17 protein-coding genes and 1 pseudogene are annotated in these 19,288 nt (G+C 75.4%); 12 read left to right on the top strand and 6 right to left on the bottom strand.

Annotation, left to right across the window (positions count from 1 at the left end):
- Positions 1 to 36: 36 nt before the first annotated feature.
- From PS467_RS06160 to PS467_RS06130, 7 genes are all read left to right on the top strand, one after another.
- Complete coding sequence (locus PS467_RS06160; protein ID WP_432280543.1) at positions 37 to 789, top strand: D-glycero-alpha-D-manno-heptose-1,7-bisphosphate 7-phosphatase; 753 nt, start codon at positions 37 to 39, stop codon at positions 787 to 789.
- On the top strand, positions 786 to 1,838 hold the full coding sequence (locus tag PS467_RS06155; RefSeq protein ID WP_311034356.1) for a glycosyltransferase family 9 protein: 1,053 nt from the start codon (positions 786 to 788) through the stop codon (positions 1,836 to 1,838). Before PS467_RS06160 ends, PS467_RS06155 begins: the two co-directional genes overlap by 4 nt.
- Positions 1,835 to 2,800, top strand: coding sequence for a glycosyltransferase (locus PS467_RS06150; RefSeq protein WP_268970455.1), 966 nt, complete (start codon positions 1,835 to 1,837; stop codon positions 2,798 to 2,800). Before PS467_RS06155 ends, PS467_RS06150 begins: the two co-directional genes overlap by 4 nt.
- Positions 2,797 to 4,116, top strand: coding sequence for a glycosyltransferase (locus PS467_RS06145; protein WP_311034355.1), 1,320 nt, complete (start codon positions 2,797 to 2,799; stop codon positions 4,114 to 4,116). The genes PS467_RS06150 and PS467_RS06145 overlap by 4 nt, the downstream gene beginning before the upstream one ends.
- Before the next feature lie 596 nt (positions 4,117 to 4,712).
- The gene (locus tag PS467_RS06140) at positions 4,713 to 5,372 is read left to right on the top strand and encodes a D-sedoheptulose-7-phosphate isomerase (RefSeq protein WP_311034354.1); all 660 of its coding nucleotides are present in this window, start codon (positions 4,713 to 4,715) and stop codon (positions 5,370 to 5,372) included.
- Between the two features lie 62 nt (positions 5,373 to 5,434).
- Complete coding sequence (gene rfaE2, locus PS467_RS06135; protein WP_311034353.1) at positions 5,435 to 6,898, top strand: D-glycero-beta-D-manno-heptose 1-phosphate adenylyltransferase; 1,464 nt, start codon at positions 5,435 to 5,437, stop codon at positions 6,896 to 6,898.
- Positions 6,895 to 7,944, top strand: a complete 1,050-nt coding sequence (locus tag PS467_RS06130; protein WP_311034352.1) for a glycosyltransferase family 9 protein — start codon at positions 6,895 to 6,897, stop codon at positions 7,942 to 7,944. The genes rfaE2 and PS467_RS06130 overlap by 4 nt, the downstream gene beginning before the upstream one ends.
- Before the next feature lie 647 nt (positions 7,945 to 8,591).
- On the opposite strand, the gene PS467_RS06125 is transcribed toward PS467_RS06130, so the two are convergent.
- The gene (locus PS467_RS06125) at positions 8,592 to 9,518 is read right to left on the bottom strand and encodes a glycosyltransferase family 2 protein (RefSeq protein WP_268970451.1); all 927 of its coding nucleotides are present in this window, start codon (positions 9,516 to 9,518) and stop codon (positions 8,592 to 8,594) included.
- Positions 9,509 to 10,441, bottom strand: coding sequence for a glycosyltransferase family 2 protein (locus tag PS467_RS06120; protein ID WP_311034351.1), 933 nt, complete (start codon positions 10,439 to 10,441; stop codon positions 9,509 to 9,511). The genes PS467_RS06125 and PS467_RS06120 overlap by 10 nt, the downstream gene beginning before the upstream one ends.
- Positions 10,442 to 10,675: 234 nt before the next feature.
- Here PS467_RS06120 and PS467_RS06115 point away from each other — a divergent pair, with 234 nt between their 5' ends.
- Positions 10,676 to 11,215, top strand: a complete 540-nt coding sequence (locus PS467_RS06115; RefSeq protein ID WP_268970449.1) for a hypothetical protein — start codon at positions 10,676 to 10,678, stop codon at positions 11,213 to 11,215.
- 106 nt (positions 11,216 to 11,321) lie between these two features.
- Here PS467_RS06115 and PS467_RS06110 read toward each other — a convergent pair whose 3' ends face one another.
- The 4 genes from PS467_RS06110 to PS467_RS06095 all read right to left on the bottom strand — a co-directional run bounded on the left by PS467_RS06110 (position 11,322) and on the right by PS467_RS06095 (position 14,882).
- Entirely contained in the window at positions 11,322 to 12,161 is an 840-nt protein-coding gene (locus PS467_RS06110; RefSeq protein WP_311034350.1) for an MBL fold metallo-hydrolase, read from the bottom strand.
- Between the two features lie 119 nt (positions 12,162 to 12,280).
- The gene (locus PS467_RS06105) at positions 12,281 to 12,586 is read right to left on the bottom strand and encodes a hypothetical protein (protein ID WP_311034349.1); all 306 of its coding nucleotides are present in this window, start codon (positions 12,584 to 12,586) and stop codon (positions 12,281 to 12,283) included.
- A gap of 9 nt (positions 12,587 to 12,595) precedes the next feature.
- Positions 12,596 to 13,615 (bottom strand): sporulation protein, encoded by a 1,020-nt coding sequence (locus tag PS467_RS06100; protein WP_311034348.1) that lies wholly within the window; start codon positions 13,613 to 13,615, stop codon positions 12,596 to 12,598.
- 325 nt (positions 13,616 to 13,940) lie between these two features.
- Positions 13,941 to 14,882, bottom strand: coding sequence for a LysR family transcriptional regulator (locus PS467_RS06095; RefSeq protein ID WP_311034347.1), 942 nt, complete (start codon positions 14,880 to 14,882; stop codon positions 13,941 to 13,943).
- Between the two features lie 180 nt (positions 14,883 to 15,062).
- Here PS467_RS06095 and PS467_RS06090 point away from each other — a divergent pair, with 180 nt between their 5' ends.
- From PS467_RS06090 to PS467_RS42015, 4 genes and pseudogenes are all read left to right on the top strand, one after another.
- Positions 15,063 to 15,638: a DUF6817 domain-containing protein gene (locus PS467_RS06090; protein WP_311034346.1), complete on the top strand. Its 576-nt coding sequence runs from the start codon at positions 15,063 to 15,065 to the stop codon at positions 15,636 to 15,638.
- A 468-nt stretch (positions 15,639 to 16,106) separates the two neighbouring features.
- Positions 16,107 to 17,954 carry a phage tail sheath C-terminal domain-containing protein gene (locus PS467_RS06085; RefSeq protein WP_311034345.1) on the top strand — a complete coding sequence of 616 codons (1,848 nt, stop codon included), beginning with the start codon at positions 16,107 to 16,109 and terminating at the stop codon, positions 17,952 to 17,954.
- Positions 17,955 to 17,961: 7 nt separating this feature from the next.
- On the top strand, positions 17,962 to 18,486 hold the full coding sequence (locus PS467_RS06080) for a phage tail protein (protein WP_014058531.1): 525 nt from the start codon (positions 17,962 to 17,964) through the stop codon (positions 18,484 to 18,486).
- Positions 18,487 to 18,581: 95 nt separating this feature from the next.
- Positions 18,582 to 18,878: pseudogene (locus PS467_RS42015) on the top strand (hypothetical protein); the annotation flags it as partial.
- Positions 18,879 to 19,288: the final 410 nt, after the last annotated feature.

The raw sequence follows: 19,288 nt of genomic DNA, 5'->3' as shown, positions 1-19,288 counted from the left end.
CGTTTGGTGATTGAGTGTTCGGGCTACTCGACGCCCGTGTTTGCCCGATACGCCCTGAAAGCCCCTTCCGTCCCCGGTGCGGGGCCCTGGCTGTTCGCCCCGCCGGCGCGGCGCGGCCCCGCCCGCGCGCCCGTGCGCCGGGGGCTCCCCGGCGCGGTGCTCTTCGACCGGGACGGCACCCTGATCAGGGACGTCCCGTACAACGGCGACCCCGGCCGGGTGCGGCCGATGCCGCACGCCAGGGCCGCGGTCGACGCGGTACGGGAGCGGGGCATCCCGGTCGCGGTGGTCACCAACCAGTCGGGCGTCGCCCGCGGTCTGCTCACCCTCGGCGCGGTCGAGGCCGTACGGCGCCGGGTCGAGGAACTGCTCGGCCCCTTCGACCTGTGGGCCGTATGCCCCCACGGCCCCGGCGACGGCTGCGCGTGCCGCAAACCCGCCCCCGGGCTGATCCGCGCCGCCTGCGCGGCGCTCGGCACCGATCCGCGCCGGGCCGCCGTCCTCGGCGACATCGGCGCGGACCTGGCGGCGGCGCGGGCGGCGGGCGCCCACGGGGTGCTCGTCCCCAACGACATGACCCGCCCCGAGGAGACCGCCGCCGCCGCACGCACCGCACCGGACCTGCTGACGGCGGTACGACGGCTCACGGCCCGGCCGGAGGGCGCCGACGGGGTGCTCGTCCCCAACGACGTGACCCGCCCTGAGGAGACCGCCGCCGCCGCACGCACCGCACCGGACCTGCTGACGGCGGTACGGCGGCTCACGGCCCGGCCGGAGGGCGACCCTTGAGGCCGCGCCGCACGGGGCCGCGCACCCTCGTCGTACGGCTCGACAGCGCGGGAGACGTGCTGCTGGCCGGCCCCGCCGTACGCGCGGTCGCCGCCGGGTCGGCGTACACCGCGATGCTGTGCGGGCCGCTGGGCGAACCCGCCGCCCGGATGCTGCCCGGCGTCGACGAGGTGCTGGTCCACGACGCGCCCTGGGTGGGCTTCGAGGCCCCGCCGGTGCGCCGTGAGCTCATCGACGCCCTCGTGGACTGCCTGGCCGTACGCCGCTTCGACCGCGCCCTGATCCTCTCCTCGTACCACCAGAGCCCGCTGCCCGCCGCCCTGCTGCTCAAGCTCGCCGGCATCCCCTTCACCGCCGCCGACAGCGAGCACTACCCCGGCACCCTGCTGGACCTGCGCCACCGGCGCGCGCCGCACCGCCACGAGGCGCGGGCCGCGCTCGACCTGGCCGAGGCGTCCGGGTTCGCCCTCCCGCCCGGCGACGACGGCGCGCTGGCCCTCACCGCGCTCCCCGACACGGCCCCGCTCACCGGCACCGACCCCTATGTCGTGGTCCACCCCGGCGCCGCCGTGCCCGCCCGCGCCTGGAGCCCCGGCCGGGCCGCCCAGGCGGTGGCCGCGCTGGAGGAGGCGGGCCACCGCGTGGTGGTCACCGGCGGCCCTGCCGAGAAGGAACTGACGGCCGGCATCGCCGACGGCATCGCCCTCGACCTCGGCGGCCGCACCTCCTTCCCCGAACTCGCCGGGGTCCTCGCGGGCGCCGCCGTGGTGGTCACCGGCAACACCGGGCCCTCCCACCTGGCCGCCGCCGTCGGCACCCCGGTGGTCTGCCTCTTCGCCCCCGTCGTCCCCGCCGAACGCTGGGCCCCCTACCGCGTGCCGCACCGGCTGCTGGGCCGCCAGGACGCGGTGTGCGCGGGCAGCCGCGCCCGGGTCTGCCCGGTACCGGGCCACCCCTGCCTGGACTCCGTCCCCGACACCGAGGTGCTCACCGCCGTGGCCGCGCTGCTGGCGCCCGGCCGGGCCGACGACCCTCCGGAGGCCAGATGAACATCCTCCTGTGGCATGTGCACGGCTCCTGGACCACGGCCTTCGTCCAGGGCCCGCACCACTACCTGGTCCCCGTCCTCCCCGGCCGCGGCCCGGACGGCCGCGGCCGGGCCCGCACCTACCCCTGGCCCGACACGGTCACCGAGATCACCCCGCGCGAGCTGCGGAAGACCCCCGTGGACCTGATCGTCCTCCAGCGCCCCCACGAGGCGGAGCTGGCCGCGCGCTGGCTCGGCGGCCGGCGCCCCGGCCGCGAGGTGCCCGCCGTCTACCTGGAGCACAACGCCCCGGACCACGACGTCCCCGGCACCCGCCACCCCTGCGCCGACCGCGACGACCTCACCCTGGTCCACGTCACCCACTTCAACCGGCTCTTCTGGGACAGCGGCCGCGCCCCCACCGCCGTCGTCGAGCACGGCATCGTCGACCCCGGGCACCGCTACACCGGGGAGCTGGCCCGCGCCGCCGTCGTCGTCAACGAACCGGTCCGGCGCGGCCGACACACCGGCACCGACCTGCTGCCCGCCCTCAGCGAGGCCGCCCCGCTCGACGTCTACGGCATGCGCACCGAAGGACTCGCCCGCCACCTCGGCCTGCCCGCCGACCGCTGCCGCGCCCACGACCTGCCCCAGGCCGAACTGCACACCGCGATGGCCCGGCGCCGGCTGTATCTGCACCCCGTGCGCTGGACCTCGCTCGGACTCTCCCTCCTGGAGGCCATGCACCTGGGCATGCCCGTCGTCGCCCTGGCCACCACCGAAGCCGTCGAGGCGGTCCCGGCCGGGGCCGGGGTGCTCTCCACCCGCCCCGACGTCCTCGCCCGCGCGGCACGCGGCTACCTCGCCGACCCCGACGCCGCCGCCGAGGACGGGGCGCGGGCCCGCCGGGCGGCCCTCGACGCCTACGGACTCAAACGCTTCCTCGACGACTGGGAGCGGCTGATGGAGGAGGTGACCCGATGACTCCGCGCCATGGACCGACCGAGCCGACCGAATCGACTGAGCCGACTGAGCTGACCGAGCCGACTGAGCTGACCGATTCGACCGAGCTGACCGAGCCACTGGACATCGCGCTCGTCTCCGAGCACGCCAGCCCGCTCGCCGTGCTCGGCGGAGTGGACGCCGGCGGCCAGAACGTGCATGTCGCCCGGCTCGCGGGGGCCCTCGCCGACCGCGGCCACCGCGTCCGGGTCTACACCCGCCGCGACGCCCCCGACCTGCCGCCGAGCGTCCCCCTGCGCACGGGCGTCGAGGTGCGGCACGTGCCCGCGGGGCCCGCCCGGCAGCTGCCCAAGGACGACCTCCTGCCGTACATGCCACGGTTCGGCGCGTATCTGGCACGTGAATGGGCCGACGCGCCACCCGACCTGGTGCACTCCCACTTCTGGATGTCCGGCGTCGCCTCGCTCCAGGCCGCCCGCGCCCTCGGCCTGCCGCTCGCGCACACCTACCACGCGCTCGGCACCGTCAAGCGACGCCACCAGCCGGACGCCGACACCAGCCCGCCGGACCGCATCGCCTGGGAGACGGCCGTCGGCGAGGGCTGCGACCGGATCGTCGCCACCTGCCGTGACGAGGTCGGCGAACTGGCCGCCATGGGCCTGGACCCCGCCCGGATCACCGTGGTGCCCTGCGGTGTCGACCCGCGCCTGTTCACCCCCACCGGCCCGACGGCGCCCCGCCCGGCCCGCCGGGCCCTGCTGGCGCAGATCGGGCGGCTCGTACCGCGCAAGGGGGCCGCCGTCTCCATCGCCGCGCTCACCCTGCTGCCGGACGCCGAACTCGTCATCGCCGGAGGGCCGCCCTCCGCCCAGCTGAACGGCGACCCCGAGGCGCGGCGGCTACGCCGGCTCGCCGATCGCATGGGCGTGGCCGACCGGGTCCGCCTCATCGGCGGACTGCCCCCGGAACGGATCCCCGACCTGCTGCGCGCCGCCGACCTGGTGCTGTGCCCCGCCGACTACGAGCCCTTCGGGATCGTCCCCCTGGAGGCCATGAGCTGCGGAACGCCCGTCGTCGCCTCCGCCGTCGGCGGCCAGCGCGACACCGTCGCCGACCCCGGCACCGGCCGACTCGTCCCGCCCCGCGACCCGGTCGCCCTCGCCGACGCCGCCGCCACCCTGCTCGCCCGCCCCGCGACGCGCGCGGCATGCGGCGTGGCGGGCCGCCGCCGGGTGCTGACCCGCTACAGCTGGGACCGAGTGGCCGCCGCCACCGAGGCCGCCTACCTGGCCGTCCTGGCCCTGCGCCCGGCACCCGTCACGACGGAGGCGGCATGAGCACCCGCGACGGGCGGCCTGAGCCCCAGGAAGAAGAAGCCGCCGTCGGCCCCCGGCCGTCCGGCTCCGGCCCCCAGCCGTCTGGGTCCGGCCCCCGGCCGCTCGGCCCTGGCCCCCGGCTGCCTGGGTCCGGCTCTGGGCCGTCCGGCTCCGGCCCCCAGCCGTCTGGCTCCGGTCCCCGGCCGTCTGACTCCGGCTCTCGGGCGTCTGGGTCCGGTCCTCGGCCGCTCGGCCCTGGCCCCCGGCTGTCTGGGTCCGGCTCTGATTTTCGGCCGTCTGGCTCTGGCCCCCGGCTGTCTGGGTCCGGCTCTGATTTTCGGCCGTCTGGCTCCGGCTCCCGGCTGCCTGAGTCCGGCTCTCGGGCGTCTGGGTCCGGTCCTCGGCTGTCTGGCTCTGGTTCCTGGCCGTCTGGCGCTGGCCCTCAGTCGCTCGGCTCCGGCTCCCGGCCGCCTGGCTCCGATTCTCGGGCGTCCGGCTCCGGCTCCCGATTGCCTGAGTCCGGCTCTCGGGCGTCTGGCTCTGACTCCCGACCGTCTGACTCCGGCCCTCAGGCGCTGGGCTCCGGCCAGGGCCGGACGGGGGCGGCCAGGGCTGACGTGCTGCGTGCGGCCCACGCCCACTGCCAGTCGCTCCAAGAGGCCCTGGTGTCCCTGCGCGAAGGCGGCCTGGAGCAGGTGGCCCAGTGGGGCCGTCACCTCGCCGCCATCCTCCCCGTCGGCGGCCGGCTGCTGGCCGGAGGCAACGGTGGCAGCGCCGCCCAGGCCCAGCACCTCACCGCCGAACTCGTCGGGCGCTACCAGCGCGAGCGTCCCGCCTACTCGGCCATCGCCCTGCACGCCGACACCTCCTCCCTCACCGCCATCGGCAACGACTACGGCTTCGAGGAGCTGTACGCCCGCCAGGTGGCCGCGCACGGCAGGCCGGGCGATGTGCTGATGCTGCTGTCCACCTCCGGACGCAGCCCCAACCTGCTGGCCGCAGCCGACACCGGCCGGGCCGCAGGGCTGCGGGTGTGGGCCATGACCGGCCCACGCCCCAATCCGCTGGCCTTCCGCGCCGACGAGGCCCTGTGCATCGGCTCCGGCTCCACCGCCACCGTCCAGGAGTCGCACCTGGTCGCCCTGCACCTGCTGTGCGAGTCCTTCGACCACGAGGTCGGAGTGCCCGGCGATGAGCTGCCGGACGGGGCCGCATCGGTGGACGGGGACGGGGCCGCGTCCGGGGGCGGGGTGGTGGCGCCGTATCCGCCGCCCTGAGATCCGTCCTCCCCCCCGGGCATCCGTTCCTGGGCATCCGTCCCCTCTGATCGGAGGTGAGCATGACCACCGCCCCGCGACCGCTCGTCGTCGTCGGAGACGTCCTGCTGGACCAGGACATCGACGGCGAGGCCACCCGCCTGGCGCCGGACGCCCCGGCACCCGTCGTCGATGTGGCCGTGGACCGAAGCCGCCCCGGGGGAGCGGGACTCGTCGCCATGCTCGCCGCGCGCCAGGGCCGCGAGGTCGTCCTGGTCACGGCGCTGGGCGATGACACCGCGAGCCAGACCGTACGGAACGCGCTGGCACCGTGTCTGGAGCTGGTGGAGCTGCCGCTGGAGGGCACCGTGCCGGTCAAGACCCGCATCCGCGCCGGGGGCCGTCCGCTCGTCCGGGTCGACCGCGGCGGCGGCACCCCCGGGAACCCCGGCCCGGCCGCCCTCGCCGCGCTCCGGGACGCCCGCGCCGTCCTGGTCGCCGACTACGGCCGCGGCACGGCCACCGTGCTGCGGCAGCAACTCGGCGCGGCCGCGCGCCGGGCCCCCCTGGTCTGGGACCCGCATCCGCGCGGTGAGCAGCCCGTGCCCGGCGCACGGCTCGCCACGCCCAGCGCCGCCGAGGCCCGCGCCCTGCTCGGCGCCGCCCGCCCCGCCCTGTCCGGCGGGGCCGACACGCTGCACGCGCACGGCGGCCGGGGCGCCCGTCTGGCCGAGCGCTGGCGGGCCGCCGCCGTCGCTGTGACCCTCGGCGAGCGCGGCGCCATCCTCACCCTCCCGCACAGCGACAGCCCCATGTACGTGCCCGCGCCCCACCGGGCCCAGGGCGACCCCTGCGGCGCCGGGGACTGCTTCGCCGCCACCGCGGCCGGGGCGCTGGCCGACGGCGGGCTCCCCGAGGAGGCGGTGCAGCTCGCCGTGGCCGAAGCGGCCGCGTTCGTCACGGCGGGCGGCGCGGGGAACCCCGCCCTGTGGGAGCTCCCCGGCGGCCCGGGGACCCGCCCCGCCGAGCCCCGCCGCCCCGCCGACGCTTACGCCCTGGCCGAGGCCGTCCGCGCCCGGGGCGGTACGGTCGTCGCCACCGGCGGCTGCTTCGACCTGCTGCACGCCGGTCATGTCGGGCTGCTCCAGAACGCCCGCCGCACCGGCGACTGCCTCATCGTCTGCGTCAATTCCGACGCCTCGGTGGGCCGCCTCAAGGGGCCCGGCAGGCCCATCACCCCGGTGGCCGACCGCGTCCGCGTCCTGTCCGGACTCGGCTGTGTGGACGCCGTCGCCGTCTTCGACGAGGACACCCCCGAGCGGCTGCTGCGGCGGCTGCGCCCGGACGTGTGGGTCAAGGGCGGCGACTACAGCGCGGACGCCCTGCCCGAGGCGGCCGTGCTGCGCGCCTGGGGCGGCCAGACCCTCGTCCTGCCCTACCTCGACGGGCGCTCCACCACCGAACTCGCCCGCCGGGCCGCTCTCGGCCCCGCCCTCGACCCCGGCTCCGGCCGGACCGCCGCCCCACCCTTGCGTACCCGCCGATGAGCGGCCGCCCCGCCGCCGACCGCCCGCGGCTGCTGGTCCTGCGCGCCCTGGGCCTCGGCGATCTGCTCACCGCTGTCCCCGCCCTGCGCGCGCTGCGGCGGGCCCATCCCGACCACGAGCTGCTGCTCGCCGCGCCCGCCCGGCAGGCCCCGGCCGCGGCCGCCACCGGAGCCGTCGACCGGGTGATCCCCGCCTCCGCCCCCGGCCGGGGCGTCCCGGGCCGGATCGGCTGGAGCGGACCGCCGCCGGATGTCGCGGTGGACCTCCACGGCAACGGCCCGGCCAGCAACCGCCCGCTGTCCCGGCTGCGCCCCGCCCGGCTGCTGGCCTACGCCCACCCCCCGGCGCGGATCGCCGGGCCCCTGTGGCGCGAGGACGAGCACGAACGGCTCCGCTGGTGCCGTCTGCTGTCCTGGTACGGCATCCCGGCCGACCCCGACGACCTGCGCCTTCCCGTACCTGTGCGCCCCTCGCCCGCCCCGGGCGCCGTGGTGCTCCACCCCGGAGCGGACGCGGCGGCGCGCCGGTGGCCCGCCGAGCGGTTCGCGGCCGTAGGCGCCGCGCTGCGCGCCGCCGGGCACCGGGTCGTCGTCACCGCGGGCGCGGGGGAGGCGGGGCGGGCCCACGACGTGGCGCGGTGTGCCGGACTGCCCGCGCCGGCCGTGCTGGGCGGCCACACCGACCCGCCGTTCGCCGAACTGGCCGCGCTGGTCGCCCAGGCGCGGGCGGTGGTCGTCGGCGACACCGGCCTGGCCCATCTGGCGACCGCCCTGGGCACCCCGTCCGTGGTGCTGTTCGGCCCGGTGGGCCCCCGACTGTGGGGGCCACCACCCGGCGCGCTCCACCGCGCGCTGTGGCATCCGGACGGCGACCACGCGCGCCCGGGGGACGCCCATGGGGACGTCCCGGACGAGCGGCTGCTGCGGATCACGGTGCCCGAGGTCCTGGCAGCCCTGGCCCAACTCCCCGAACCCGCCCCCCACCCCCGACCGCCCACCCTCACCGGCGCCGGACCCCCCGGCCCCCGACCGAACCAGCCCCCGTAGCGCCTGCCGGCCGGACCGGCTCACACGGTGCTGCGCCACTGGGTCGGCTCACGCGGCGGCGAACCGCCGGGCCAGCCCGCGTAGCGCGTGGTCGCTGGGTCGGCTGACGTGGTGCTGCGCCGCTGGGTTGGTCGACGTACCGCCGGACCCCGGGGCGGCCGATGGAGTGGGAGGCCACGGGGCCAGCTCACGTGGCGGCGGGCCACAGGGCCCCCGTAGCGCCGGGTCGCCGGGTCGGCTCAGGTGACGCTGGGCCGCTGGGCCGGTCGACGTACCGCCGGGCCCTGGGACTCCCGTAGCGCCGGGCCGCTGGGTCGGCTCCACGTCGTGCTGGGCCCCGGGCCCCCGTCGCGCCGGGCCGCCGGGCCAGCCCACGTGCCCCCCGAGCAGCGGGCCAGCCCCCGTAGCCCCGGGCCGCCGCCGGGCCAGCCCACATGGCGCCGGGGCAGCGGGTCAGCCCCGTACCGCCGGACCCAGGGCAGCCCACGGAGCGGCGGGCCACGGGGTCGGCTCGCGTGGTGCCGGGCCGCCGGGTCGGCTTGCGTAGCTCCGGGCCCCGGGACCCGCCCACGTGACCCCGGGCCGCCGGGCCAGCCCGCGTGGCCCCGGGGCAGCGGGTCAGCCCCGTCGCGCCGGTGGCCGCCAGGTCAGCCCACGTAGCGCCGGGCCGTCGACGCTCGTTGGGTTTCGTCCAGCAGTCGCAGCCCGTACTCGACCCTCGGGGGGACCACGGCCCGGCGAGCCAGGGTGCCGGGGAGGCCCGCGAGGGCCTGGGCGAAGGCTCGTAGGCTGGCCCGGTCCCGGGGCACTGTGCGGGCCAGGAACAGGGTGCGGCGTACGGCGGAGGGCAGTGGGCGGCGCTGCCAGGTGAACCACAGCGTGTTCCGCAGCCCGCGCACCCGCCGGGCCGTGGCGTCGCGGGCGACCGACGGCGCGTGGTGGATGACCGGCTCCGGTGCGAACACCATCCACCAGCCAAGGGCCGCGAGATCGGCGGCGAGCAGTTCCTCCTCCCCGCCGAGCCACAGCCGGGGCGAGAACCCGCCCACGGCACGGAACGCCGCGGTGCGCAGGCAGGTCGCGGCGGCGAGGACGGACCCCAGCGCCGGGCCCGGCAGCCACCGCGGGCCCGGCACCGGCGAGGAGCGCAACTCCGCCACGATGGGGTCCTCGGTGCCCTGGGGCTCGACGAGGATCCGGGCCGTCACCGACGCCAGCCCCGGATGGCGGTCCAGCAGATCCGCGGCCGCCGACAGGGACCCCGGCGCCCACCAGGAGTCGTCGTCGCAGAAGGCCACGTAGGGCGTGCGCACCTGGCGTACCGCGACGTTCCGGCCCACGGCGCCGAGATTGCGGCCGGGGCGCAACAGCCGTACGCGCGGGTGGAGCCGGGCCACCGCCTCGGCGGTGCCGTCCGTGGAACCGTTGTCGGTGACGATCACGGGCGGCCGCTCGGGCAGTTCGGCCAGCCGGTCCAGGGTGTGCAGCAGCTCCGCCCGCCGGTCGCGGGTGATGACGACGACCGTCGTGCGGTCATCGGCCGTTGCGGCGGCGACGTCATCCGTCATGGCCATGGCGGACGGCCCTCCTCCCGCGTGCCGACCGCTGTCCCGGTACCGGACCCCTCCGCCCGCTGCCCGTCCACCCGCCGGGCGGCCTCCTCGACCCACGGCGGCAGCGGCCGGCGCAGCCACAGCGCGGTCGGCAGCCGGGCGAGCAGCCCGCGCAGCGCGGTCCGCGCCACCGGGTCCCTCCCGGCGTCGGCGAGGAGTCCGGCGGTGCGCCGGGCGGCGAGCGGCAGCGGGCGGCGCAGCCAGCAGCCGATCAGTTCGTTGCGCCGCATCACGGCGGCGCGGTCCCCGCGCGGCGAGGGGGCCGGATGGTGGTGGGCGACCACCTCGGGGCAGTACGAGACGCCCCAGCCCATCGCGGCGAGGTCATAGGCGAGCAGGGTCTCCTCCCCGCCGAAGAAGATCAGCGGATGGAAGCCGCCCGCCTCCAGGAAGGCGCCCCGGCGCACCACGGCCGCACAGGCGAGGAAGCCGAACACCTCCGGTCCGGGGAGGTCCTCGGCCCGGCCGGCGGGGGAGGCGGCCAGCGTGGCGTTGAGCGGGTCGGGCCGCTCCTCGGGGCCGACCCGCACCTGGGCCGCCAGCAGTCCGAGCCGTGGATGGGCGTTCAGCAGATCCGCGGCCGCCGACAGGGACCCCGGCGCCCACCAGGAGTCGTCGTCGCTGAAGGCCACGTAGGGGGTGCCGATGGCGTGTACGCCGTCGTTGCGGGCGAGCGCCCCGCGGTTCTCCGCGTGCGCCACGACCCGCACGTGCGGGAAACGCTCCGCGACCATGGCCCTGGTGTGGTCCGTCGAGCCGTTGTCGACGACCACGACCGGTGGCCGCTCCGGCAGGGCGGTGAGGTGTGCCAGAGTCATGGCGAGCCGCTCGGCGCGGTCGCGCGTGGCGATGACCACACCGACCGCGGGGCCTGGCGCGTTCATGGCCGCCGGGTACCCGGCGCACGGGCCGCCAAGCGCCGGCCGGCCATGCGCCAAGCGGCCGCCGGGCGGCCGCTGTTCGGCGCGCACCGGCGGTGCCCGGGGCCCGGTGGCGCCGGGCCCGGCGGCCGGCATGCCCACAGCGCCCCGCCGCACACCGTGATCTGCGTCATGTCGGACACCGCCGTTCCGGGGGTACGGTGCTGACGTCACCGTCGTAGCGAGGAGCGGCTTCGTTTGTCCCTGGACCTGTCATCCGTCATCACGGCGACCACGCAGTGGCTGGTCAGGGCCTATCCGGCGGCCGACGGGGCGATGAACGCGTCACTCTCCGAGGCGCAGGCGCGACAGGCCGTGACGGTGGCCGCCTGGCTGCGCTACCCGACCCCCACCGACGCCGCCCTGGTGGCCCTGGCCGGACCGGGCGGCTCCTTCCGGCTGGACTGGCTCGTGGACGCGGAGCCGTACGAGATCCGCGGCCCCGACTGCGCCTGGCGCACCTGGGTGGACGAGGTCGTGGCGAGCTGGGCGGCGGCCCTGCTCACCTCCGCCGACCTGGCCTGTGAGGCCGTGGCGGCGCTCGCCGACTGTCCGCACGCCGCCGCGTCCCCCAGGGAGTTCCGGCGGCTCACGGAGCCCGACGCGTACGACCGGCGGGCCGCGCCGCTGCTGCGCCACCCGGACCTAATGGCCCCCGTCGCGGAGCTGCACCACCCGCAGCTGCTGGAGCGGCTGCGGCAGCTGCACAGCGACCGGACACCCACCAGCGCGGCCTGACCCATGGCCTGGCCCGCCCCCAGCGTGGCTGGCCTGCCCGCCCGTCAGCGCGATGCCGGCCTGGCCCGCCCGTCAGCGATGCTCGGCCTGACCGCGCGGGCCGCCTTCAGGGCGCCGTGAGCGCCCCTCGCGCGCTCACGGTGATGCGCTCCCCCCGGGCGCAGTAGACCACCGCGGACGGAAAGTCCGGGCGCCGGGTCTCGTCCAGGAACGCGGAGAGCGGGGAGCTGAAGGCGGCGTAGTCGTCGTAGTGCACCGGCAGCACCCGCTCCGGCCGTACGGCCTTGACCAGAGCGGCCCCCTGGAGCGCGTCCATGGTCACGATGAGCCCTCCCGGGAGCCGGGTGCCGCCCAGGTGGACCACCGCGAGATGCATATCCGGGCAGCGTCGGGCGATCTCGTGGATGCCCGGGAACATCAGGGTGTCACCGGTGAGGTACACCCGCAGCCGAGGAGGCCGTCCCGGTTCGCCGAAGTCCAGCAGACTCCCCATCACCGGTGGCAGCAGCCGCTGCCACCGGCCGGGGGCGTGCCTGCCGGGCAGCGCGGTGATCCGGACCTGGGTGCGGTCGCGGATCAGTACGTGGTCGTGCCAGGTGGGCAGCCCGGTCGCCCGGCTGAACCCGTGGAGGCCCTGGAGCCGCCGGGAGGCGTGCGGGGTGGTGATGATGGGCAGCGAGCGGTCCAGCCGCCGGCGCGCGATCCGGTCCCAGTGGTCGCCGTGCAGATGCGAGAGCACCACGGCGTCGAGGTCGGCCGGGATGTCCTCGACGACCAGGGCGGGCTCGGTCAGCCGCCGGGACGTCAGCCCCTTGCCCAGATAGGCGTGCTGGCCCCGGTGCAGGAAGTTCGGATCGGTGAGCAGGGTCAGCTCGCCGTAGCGGATGAGCAGCGTGGCGTTGCCGATGAAGAGGATCTCGGCGGCGCCCTCCGGGGGCGGCATCATGGCCCGACCACCGCCTCCCGCGGCTCCGGCGGGCCGGGGGTGGGGTGGACGCTGGGCAGCATGCGGGGGGATGGCCTGGGCTCGCTCATGATCGTCCTTCCGGAGGCGGCAAGGCCGTATCAGGCAACGCGCCCCCACGAGGTGCCCAGCTCCGCGCCTTTCAACCAGCCTCCGGGCTCCCCGGCCCGGCCCCGGGCCGGAGAGCCCAGGCCCCGGACCCGAGAGTCCACGTCCCGGGCCAGGGAGCCCAGGTCCCGGGCCGGAGAGCCCAGGCCCTGGACCCGGGAGCCCAGGCCCCGGGCCCGGGAGTCCACGTCCCGGGCCCGGGAGTCCAGGTCCCGGGCCGGAGAGCCCAGGCCCTGGACCCGGGAGTCCACGTCCCGGGCCAGGGAGCCCAGGGCCGGGTCCGTCCGGGACCCGGCCATGGGAGGCGGTCAGTCCTCGTCGTCCTCGAAGGCGTCGCCGATCTCGTCGACGATCTCCGCGGCGACCATTCCGCCGACGACGCCGACCGCGACACCCGCCGCGACGCCTCCGACGACCGCCGCCGTGCTCGGGCCGGAGCGCCGCTGACCGTCGTGGTGCCCGTCGTGGTGCCCGTAGTGGTGGTCCGGGCGCCCGTAGCCGTGACCGGGCGGGTACGGCTCGCCGTGGCCGTAGGAGCCGTACGAGCCGTGGGCGGCGCGCTGCTCGACGAGCTGCCGGACCCAGGCGTCGACCTCGGCGTTCCAGTCGCGGTGCTCGACGCCCTCATGGCCGACGGTGAAGAGCGTGAGGGCGTCGTGCCCCTCGGAGAAGAACCCGCCGCGCTTGTCGGCCTCCAGGACGACGTCCATGCCGCCGGGGTTCGCCAGGAAGGTCACCTCGAGCTCGTTGATGGCGTGCGCGTACTGCGGGGCCGGAGAGAGCTCGATCTCCTGGTAGAACGGCAGCCGCTGCCCAGTGCCGCCCACATGGCCCAGTTCCAGGTCGGCGGACTTGAAGCCGAAGCCGAGCTGTCCCAGCGCCTCCAGCACGGCCTCCTGGGCCGGCAGCGGACTCACGGTCAGCTGGTCCAGATCGCCCTTGTCCTTCGCACCCGCGATCTCCAGCCCGGTGCGCACCCCGAGGATGATGCCCAGCGGCTGCCCGTACAGCTCGGTGATCGGCGTCTCCCAGGGGAGGTGGGCCGTGAACGGGAGGCTGCGGCGCTCGCCCTCGCCGAGCCGGAATCCGCCGGCGACGGTGAAGCGGTCGAAGAGGACGACGCCTTCGCGCTCCTCGTCGCCGCGCTCGTCCTCCACCCGGGCCACGAGCTCCAGCGTGATCTGCTCGACCTCGAAGTCCGCCTTGCCGCCCTCGAGATGGACCTGACCGGTCAGCGGCCCGCCGGGGAATACCGGGCCGGGGTCCAGCACCGTGTCCACGGTGGGCCCGCCGACACCGAGCGAGCCGAGCAGTCGTTTGAACACCATCGCGGCGTTCACTCCTTCACGTATGCGTACTGTCGCGTTGTGCGTGTGTGATCACGCGCTCATGGGTGGATGGGGGAGAGCGCGTGCGGCGGGGGACGGGGGCCGCGCGGCAACGGGCCGTGCGCCGCGGAACCTCAGCGGCCGGTGGCACGTTGGCAGTTCGTCCTCCCTCCGGACTTCTACACGCATGTAGAAGCATAGGGTGTGTGCCCTCCGTGACGTGACCCATCCCCCGCGTCGGCTGGGGGAAGTCCGAAAAAGGTCACCCGCGGGGCCCGGCGGAGTTCGGCTCGTCGGAATGCTCTTCGGTCGAGTGCCGCCGGGTCTAGTGCCGCCCGGCCGAGTGCCGCCCGGTCGAGTGCCGCTCGTCGGGGTCGTCCGCGCGCAGAGTGCGGGCCACGGTGTCGGCGAAGGTCCGGGCCAGCGGCGGGAGCGCGTCCCAGCGGCGCACGGCCCAGCCGACCGGAAGCGGCGGCAGGGCGGGAATCGGTACGAGCCGCAGCGGCCCCTCGTCCCCGGGCACCGGCAGCCCCGGCAGGGCGGGCACCACGGCGCGTCCCAGCCCGAGTTCGGCCAGCAGCAGGGCGGTGTCCCAGTCGGCGACGCTCGTATCGGAACCGGCCCGTACGCCCAGCGCGGCGAGGGCCGCGTCGAGCCGTCCGCCGGACGTGGAGTTCGGCGGCAGCCGCACCAGACGGACATCGGCGAGGTCGGACACCTCCACCCGCGACCGGGCCGCGAGCGGGTCCCCGGCCCGTACGGCGAGCACCCACGGCAACTCGACCACGGGCCGCTGCTCGATCCCGCGCACCGGGGCGCCGAGGGTGATCCAGGCCAGGTCCAGATTGCTGGCGATGAGGGCGTCGAAACAGCCACGGCTGGAGCTCTCGGTCTGGAACTCCAGGCTCACCTTGGGGTGGCGCCGGCGGAAGGAGACGATCGCCTCGGCCATGAAGTGCCGTACGGTGGTGCCGCCGGTGGTGATCCGCACCGAACCGCTCTCCCCGTTCACCAGGTCGCCGAGGCGGCGCAGCGCCAGATCGAGACCGGCGATCCCGTCGGCGGCGGCCTCGCACAGCAGACGTCCCGCCGGGGTGGGCACGACACCGCGCGGCTGGCGCTCCAGCAGGCTGACACCGGTCTCGCGTTCCAGCCGCTTCACATGCTGGCTCACCGCGGACTGAGTGCAGGTCAGGTCCCGGGCCACGGCGCTCAGGCTCCCGGCGCGGCACACGGCCACGAACACCCGAAGGTCATCCAGAGTCATAACCTCCAAGCTAGAGCTTGGAGTTGGCGAGCAATCCCCAGGATTGACTGGGGTGGTCACGGCTCGCGACGATCGTGGCAGGGCTCAGGCGGCAACCCGTACGGCACCGGCACGCGGATCCGGACCGGGTGACGGCGCGGTACGGGTGCCGACCTGCCGAGCACGAAAGGACACGGACCTGTGCTTGCTGCTCCCCCTCCTGCCGCGGCTGACCGGGCCGTCACCCTGCTGCGCCGGCTCGGCGCCGCGGGCATCGCGCACCCCGGCGGCACCCTCCTCGCCCACCTCCAGCGCGTACGGGCCCGGCTCGCCGCCTGGGAAGCCCGCCCGGAGCTCCAACTGGCGGGGCTGTGCCACGCGTCCTACGGAACCGACGGCTTTCCGGTCACCCTGCTCTCCCTCGGCCGTCGCGGTGAGCTGGCGGCGGTGATCGGCGCGGAAGCCGAAGCCATCGTGTACCTCTACGCGAGCTGCGACCGGAGGGCCACCTGCCCGGGGCTCGGGGACGCCGGCGCGGCCTTCCACGACCGCTTCACCGGCCGTACCCACACTCCCGAACCCCGGCTGGCCCGGGACTTCGCCGAGCTGTCGGCCGCCAATGAACTCGACCTCGCCCGCCGCGACCCCGTCTTCCGCGAGCGGCGGGGCCCCGAACTCCTCGCCCTGTTCACCCGCCTGCGCCCGCTGCTCAGCCGGTCCGCCTGGCTGGACTGCCACGCGGTCCTCGCGCCGTCGCCCCTGACGCCCGACGCCTGACCGCCGTCGCCCCTGACGCCCGGCTCCCGGCGCCTGACGCCTGACCGTCCGTCGGTACCGCCGGGGGCGCGGAACCGCAAAACGGCACGCCGAACGGATTGCCTTTTCGGCGGGTTCTCGTCGTCGGCGCACTCCGTGCGGAATTTTACGATCACGAATTACTGGAAGGAATTGCGCACGGTAATAGCTTGGTCAACTTCGTGGAGGCCGGGAAACGATCTAGAATTTCGACGTGAAGGAGATGACCGGATCAATGTCTTGACCGGGATCGTGTCCGGCGCGGAAACTCAGATCGCACTCACGCATCAGGAGCCGCAAGCGACGTTCCGAGCCCTGCGATACCGGTTTCGCGGGGGCGTGCGACCGGGGGAAGTACACGGAGAACGTGTGGGCGCGGCGGGAAATCCGCGCGAGCGATCTTCACTTCCCCTCCTCATCTCTTGATGCGCTGAAGAGAATGGAGGGGGAATGCCGACGCACGCGGGCTATCCGGGTGTCTACATCGAAGAGCTTCCCAGCAGCGTCCGTACCATCGCCTCGGTCACCACCTCGGTGACCGCGTTCGTGGGCCACACCCGGCGGGGCCCGCTGAACACCCCGGTGCGCGTCACCAGCTTCGCCGACTTCGAACGCCGCTTCGGCGGCCTGACCTCGCAGAGCGCGGTCGGCTACGCGGTGCACCAGTTCTTCGGCAACGGCGGCACCGTGGCGGTCGTCGTCCGCGTGACCAAGGCCGGGACCGGCAAGGCCGCCCGCGTCACCCTCGAGTCCACCGAGGGCCACAGCGCGTGCCCGGTGCTGGAGGTGTACGCCAAGGAGCCCGGCCACTGGGGCTCGGGTCTGCGCCTCGCGGTGGACTACGACACCCCGTGCCCGGAGGAGACCTTCAACCTCCATGTGCTCGACGCACGGGGCACCTCCCGGGAGTCCTTCACCCACCTGTCCACCGACCCCGCCCACGGGCGGCACGTCGAGACCGTGATCAACGCCGGGTCGGCGCTGGTCCGGGTCAAGACAGTCGGCGAGGGCCGGCCGGACCCCTCCGGCACGGTCTCCAAGCCGTTCGCGGGCGAACTCCCCGATCTGAACGTCGAGCTGACGGTCAAGATCGGCGAGGTGGAGCGCGCGTTCACCCTGTACGACCCGGACTGTGACGGCGAGGCTCCGTGCGACGTCACCGAGCTGGCCCTGCTCCTGGAGCGCAAGCTGCGCGCGCTGCCCGACGCCCCCGGCAAGCACGCCTTCGCGGGCACCGAGGTCACCGCGTTCGGCCGCCGCCTCCAGGTCGTCGCCGGTTCCATCGATCCCGGGGACGTGGTGCGCTTCCTGGGCGAATGCGCCAATGACCTCGGCCTGGAGGCCTCGGTCAACCCGCCCGTCTTCCCGCTGTCCGGCGGCGAGGACGGCGCCCCGCCCGGCCCCCGCGACCTCATCGGCGGCGAGGCGGACAAGACCGGCCTCCAGGCGCTGCGCGACGTCGAGGACGTCAATCTGCTGTCGCTACCGGAACTCGCCGCGTACGAGTCGGTCGACGACATGGTCACCGTGCTGTCGGCGGCCGACCGGCTGTGCCGGGAGCGGCGGATCTTCCTGCTCGTCGACGCGCCCTCCGCCTGGGGCAGCGTGGACGCGGCCCGTGCCGGGATCGGCGCCTTCGAGCCGGTCCGCAGCGACCACGCGGCGCTGTACTTCCCGCAGCTGCGGCTCACCGACCCGCTCACCGGACGGCTGCGCGCCTTCCCGCCCTCCGGGGCACTCGCGGGCGTCATCGCCCGTACGGACGGCGAGCGCGGCGTGTGGAAGGCCCCGGCCGGGACCGAGGCCCGGCTGGCCGGGGTGTACTCGCTCGGCGTCCAGCTGACCGACCGCGAGAACGGCCTGCTCAACCCGCTGGGCATCAACTGCCTGCGCACCTTCCCGGTGGTGGGCCCGCTGGTCTGGGGCGCACGCACCCTGAGCGGCGCCGACGCGCTCGACAGCGAATGGAAGTACGTACCGGTGCGGCGGCTGGCGCTGCATATCGAGGAGAGTCTGCGCCGCGGACTGCAATGGGTCGTTTTCGAACCCAATACGGAGCAGTTGTGGCAGCAGATCCGACTGAGCGCCTCCGGTTATCTGCACACCCTGTTCGAGAAGGGCGCGTTCAAGGGTGGTACGCCGCGTCAGGCCTACTTCGTCAAGTGCGACAAGGACACGACGACGGACGAGGACATCGCAGCCGGCATCGTGAATGTGGTGGTCGGTATCGCGCCGGTCAAGCCGGCGGAGTTCGTGATCGTCAAGATCCAGCAGATGGCCGGGCAGTTCGAGATTTAGGAATGTGATGGCTGAGTTCCAGGTCAACGCCCATCGCTTCGACCCGTACAAGAACTTCAAGTTTCTGGTCCTCTGGGACGGTCGTACGGTCGCGGGCATCAGCAAGATCAGTCCGCTCAAGCGCACCACCGAGGTCGTCAAACACCGCAACGGCGGCGACCCCAGCTCACCCCGCAAGTCCCCGGGCCGGTCCGAGTTCGAGGGGATCACCCTGGAGCGCGGCGTCACCCACGACCCCGAGTTCGACCGCTGGGCCAACAAGGTCTGGCAGGTCGGCGCGGGGCTCGGCGCCGAGGTCTCGCTCGCCGACTTCCGCAAGGACATCGTCATCCAGGTCCTCAACGAGGCGGGCCAGGTGGCCGTCTCGCACAAGCTCTACCGGACCTGGCCGAGCGAATACCAGGTGCTCGGTGAGCTGGACGCCAACGCCAACGCGGTCGCGATCCAGAGCCTGAAGCTGGAGTGCGAGGGCTGGGAGCGGGACTACGAGGTGCCGGAGCCGGAAGAGCCCTCGTTCACCCACCCCGCGTAGGCGGGGGAGGGGAGCGGGCGGTACGGGGAGCAGGGCGGTACGGCAACGCCACGGTACGGGCAACGGCACGGTACGGGGAGCGGACGGCCTGAGAGATGGGGAACACGGGGCCCGCGGAGCTGCTGGCCATCTGGGAAGCGGGGCTGGCGCACCACGGCCCCGGCCGCGCCCTGCTGCTGCACCGGGCGGCCCGCCCGGGGGCGGCCGCGGGCGAACTGCGGTCGCTGCCGGTGGGCGAGCGCGAGGCGGACCTGTACGCGCTGCGGCGAGCGCTGTTCGGCGAGCGGATGCAGGTCAGGGCCGAGTGCGGGGCGTGCGGCGAGGCCATGGAGTTCGACCTCGACGCACGCCACTTGGGGGTGCGCCCGCGGGGGCAGGACGGCCCGTTGCGGGTGGAGGAGGGCGAGTGGACGGTCGAGTTCCGGCTGCCCACCGTCGCCGACCTCGAAGCGGCGGCACATGCGGTGGCCGAGGCGGGCGGGCAGACGGCGGCCGAGGCGGGCGGGCAGACGGCGGCCGAGGCGGGCGGGCAGACGGTGGCCGCCGTGGGTGGGCAAGCCGTGGCCGAACCGCCCGGACCCTCGGACGGGGACGGGCTCCTGGACGGGGACGGACTCCCGGGCGCGGACGGGCTCCTGGGTGCGGACGGGCTCGTGGGTGCGGACGGTCTCTCGGACGCGGAGGGATTCCTGGGTGCGGACGGTCTCTCGGACGTGCACGGGTTCTCGGACGTGGAGGGTTTCCTGGGCGCGGACGGGACCCCGGACGCGGGCGGACTCTCGGGCGCGGGCGGAGACGCTGC

The sequence above is a fragment of the Streptomyces luomodiensis genome (genome assembly GCF_031679605.1).
Classification (GTDB): Bacteria; Actinomycetota; Actinomycetes; order Streptomycetales; family Streptomycetaceae; genus Streptomyces; species Streptomyces luomodiensis.
Note: the sequence above shows the minus strand (reverse complement) of the source record. Positions and strands in the feature narration are given on the sequence as shown.